Origin of the sequence: Phascolarctobacterium faecium DSM 14760, assembly GCF_003269275.1 — a bacterium.
Taxonomy (GTDB): Bacteria; Bacillota; Negativicutes; order Acidaminococcales; family Acidaminococcaceae; genus Phascolarctobacterium; species Phascolarctobacterium faecium.
The window spans coordinates 793,379-796,791 of record NZ_QLTS01000001.1; the positions used below are offsets into that span (position 1 = coordinate 793,379).

General features: G+C 42.4%; 4 protein-coding genes. All 4 read right to left on the reverse strand.

Annotation, left to right across the window (positions count from 1 at the left end):
• The coding region (locus C8D73_RS03850; RefSeq protein ID WP_113077339.1) for an SLC13 family permease at positions 1–894 on the reverse strand (894 nt) is incomplete at its 3' end.
• 458 nt (positions 895–1,352) lie between these two features.
• Complete coding sequence (locus tag C8D73_RS03855; RefSeq protein WP_113077340.1) at positions 1,353–2,483, reverse strand: sodium ion-translocating decarboxylase subunit beta; 1,131 nt, start codon at positions 2,481–2,483, stop codon at positions 1,353–1,355.
• A 61-nt stretch (positions 2,484–2,544) separates the two neighbouring features.
• The gene (locus C8D73_RS11420; protein WP_021718268.1) at positions 2,545–2,937 is read right to left on the reverse strand and encodes a biotin/lipoyl-containing protein; all 393 of its coding nucleotides are present in this window, start codon (positions 2,935–2,937) and stop codon (positions 2,545–2,547) included.
• A gap of 69 nt (positions 2,938–3,006) precedes the next feature.
• Positions 3,007–3,351, reverse strand: coding sequence for an OadG family transporter subunit (locus C8D73_RS03865; RefSeq protein ID WP_113077341.1), 345 nt, complete (start codon positions 3,349–3,351; stop codon positions 3,007–3,009).
• Positions 3,352–3,413 lie beyond the last annotated feature (62 nt).

Sequence of the window (3,413 nt, forward strand, 5' to 3'; positions counted from 1 at the left end):
AGCGCCGGTTTTGTCCATTGCAGTGGATACAGGCATCATACCTGCGAACAGGAAGATAGTTACCCAGTCAATAGAAGCATAAGCTTGTTTTTCAGTCAAACAGCCAGTCAATACGCAAACGATTGCGCCGATAATAGCTGCCATTTCCAAAGAAACGCCCTTGATGCCGATAGCCATAGTCAAAACTACGAGCAACAGGATAACGCCGGAAGCTACTTGTTTAGAAGCAGAAGTTTCGTTAGCTTCAACTTCTTGTTCAATTTCCTGGTCGGCATCCAATTCAGCTTTCGGAAGCAGGTATTTACCTAAGAACATCATATAGATGATACCAGCTACTGTTACAGGGATACCAATCCAGGCAAATTCGAAGAAGCCAAATTTGTCAGCAATACCAGCAGCTTCCAAAGCGCCGTTAGCGATGATATTCGGAGGAGTACCAACCATAGTGATGATACCACCGAGACCGCAGGCAAATGCCAAAGGCATCAATTGACGGGAAGCAGGGATTTTAGCTGCAGAGCAGATACCCAAGGCAACCGGCAGCAGACAAGCTGCAGTACCAGTGTTGGATAATACAGAAGACAAAGCAGCACCAACAAACATTAAACCAAACATCAAACTGTTTTCGCTGGTGCCGGAGAATCTAACGATAGAAATACCGATTTTCTGTGCCAGACCAGTATGGAACATGGCCGCACCAACTACGAACATACCTGCGAAAAGTACTACTGTTGAATCGGAAAGACCTGAAAAAACCTGTTTGGCCGGGATAAAACCCAAAAGGCCGCAGGCGATAGCGCCGCCCATAGCTGTTATTGCAAGCGGAATGAGTTCGGTTACAAATAACAATGCAACAACAGCCAGAAGAATGAGACATTTTACTGCTGGGGACATTATAATTCCTCCTTTTAAATTAATTTTATATACAGCGCGTTCGGGGCGCGTATATCAAAATAAAGAGAATTTTGTAAAAGATCCTTAGCATTGCTTTCTATGAATTTTCTTGCAACACCTTATGCTTCATTATACCACTATGCACTCAAATTTAAAAGTGTAAGTTTTATTTAATTTACAGCTTTTTTGACATTAAGGTATATTAATATAATACAATAATACTATTTTTACAATATTTAAGATTCTTTGTCCACTCAAAAAACATTATTCAAAATAACCAAAAGAAAAATTAATGTTTTTATCTTGGTTAACCAGCTTCAGGACTGCATTATTACTTGAAACTATAAAGAAAGCTTGTACTTCTCTTTACTACAGCATAATGATTTGCTTTATATTTTTCTTTTTCCAAAAAAAATAGGTGCACGATAAAGTGCACCTATTTCTGTTTATACTATAAATTATTTGACAGGTCCAATCATTGCAAGCATTGCACCTGCAGCTACTGCGGTACCGATAACACCAGCTACGTTCGGGCCCATAGCATGCATGAGCAGGAAGTTAGCAGGGTTAGCTTTTTGACCAACGATTTGGGATACACGTGCTGCCATCGGAACTGCGGATACACCAGCGGAACCGATAAGAGGATTGGTTTTACCACCATCCAGAATGCACATGAGCTTACCAAATACAACACCGGCAAAAGTACCAGCTGCGAAAGCGATCAAACCAAGAACAATGATCAAAATAGTTTGATAGTTCAGGAAGGATTCAGCTTTCATAGTCAAACCTGTACCAGTTGCCAGCATGATCGTTACAATGTTCATCAAAGCATTTTGTGCAGTATCGGAAAGACGATCCAAACAACCAGCTTCTTTGAACAGGTTACCCAACATCAGCATACCAATCAAAGAGCATACAGGCGGAAGCAACAAGCTGATAACGATAGTAGTAACAACCGGGAATACGATTCTTTCAAAATGAGAAACCGGACGCAGTTGTTCCATAACGATTTTACGGTCAGCTTCAGTAGTGCAAAGTTTCATAATAGGCGGTTGGATCAAAGGAACCAACGACATATAAGAATATGCAGCTACTGCGATAGCACCTAACAGGTTAGGAGCCATTTTTGCAGCCAGGTAAATAGCAGTCGGGCCATCAGCACCACCGATAATACCGATAGCGGATGCTTCTTGCACTGTAAATCCGAGCATCATAGCGCCCAGCAAGGAAACAAATACACCTGCTTGAGCTGCAGCGCCCAAAAGCAAAGTTTTCGGGTTTGCAATCAACGGACCAAAGTCTGTCATTGCACCTACGCCTAAGAAAATCAAAGGCGGGAAAATTTCATGATTAATACCATAAAGAATTACCTGCATAACACCCGGTTGGTCTTCAAAACCTGTTTTAGGCACGTTTGCCAGCAAACAGCCGAATGCAATCGGAGACAACAGCAAAGGTTCAAAACCTTTACCAATAGCCAAATATAAAAGAATAATACCTACCAACATCATGATGGCATGACCCATGGTGAAAGCGGAGAAACCGCTGTCATTCCATACGGATTGTAAAGCAACTACAAATGCTTCCATAATTTCCTCCTACAAATTTTTTAGTTGAGAGACCTTTTCAAGGTCTCTCAGCTTGTTTGTATTACATTACGATCATAACGTCGCCGGTACCAACAGTTTGACCTGCGGAAATACGGACGTCAGAAATGGTGCCGTCAGCCGGAGCCATGATCTCGTTTTGCATTTTCATTGCTTCAAGAATCATCAATACATCGCCAGCTTTAACTGCGTCGCCAGCTTTAACTTTAACTTCGAGAACTTTACCAGGCATAGGAGCACTGATAGTAGCTGCGCCAGCAGCAACAGGTTTTGCAGCCGGAGCCGGTGCAGCAGCAGGAGCTGCTTTGGGTGCTGCTGCCGGTGCAGCAGCAGGAGCTGCTTTAGGTGCAGCAGCTTTAGGAGCAGCAACGCCGCCCATTTCTTCAACTTCTACTTCATATGCAGTGCCGTTAACGGTAATGGTATATTTTTTCACAGGGAATACCCTCCTTCAAAATTGTTTAAAATATATTAAACTTAAGTGTTGCTAAAACCTAACTTTGTTTTAGAAGCATTCTTTACGTACGCTAATTGCTTCAATACGAGCATTCTGTGTCCAGCCAGCTTCGGGCAGACGACGTACATAAGCGATATCTTCTGCAGAATGGCCAAGAGCAGCTACAGCTGCTGCAATAACAGCAATTACTTCACTGTCATCCTGCACAGGAGCTGCAACAGCAGCAGGTGCTGCGGCAGGTGCCGATGCTGCTACTGGTTTCTCAGTTTTTTTTTGCGTTGGATCTACCAATTGGATGATTTTCATCAAAACACCCAAGGCTGCCAATACGCCAAAAACTATGGTCATATTGATGATAGAAATCAACCAAGGATTAGTAGTTACAGGACCCATTATTTCACCTCATTCTTCTTAATTAATTAAGCACTATACTGCAAGCTGCAAATTACAAAGGA

Bases quoted from the DNA above. Each gene is read 5' to 3' on its own strand.
- C8D73_RS03865 (WP_113077341.1), bottom strand. From the start codon at position 3,351: ATGGGTCCTGTAACTACTAATCCTTGGTTGATTTCTATCATCAATATG.
- C8D73_RS03855 (WP_113077340.1), bottom strand. From the start codon at position 2,483: ATGGAAGCATTTGTAGTTGCTTTACAATCCGTATGGAATGACAGCGGT.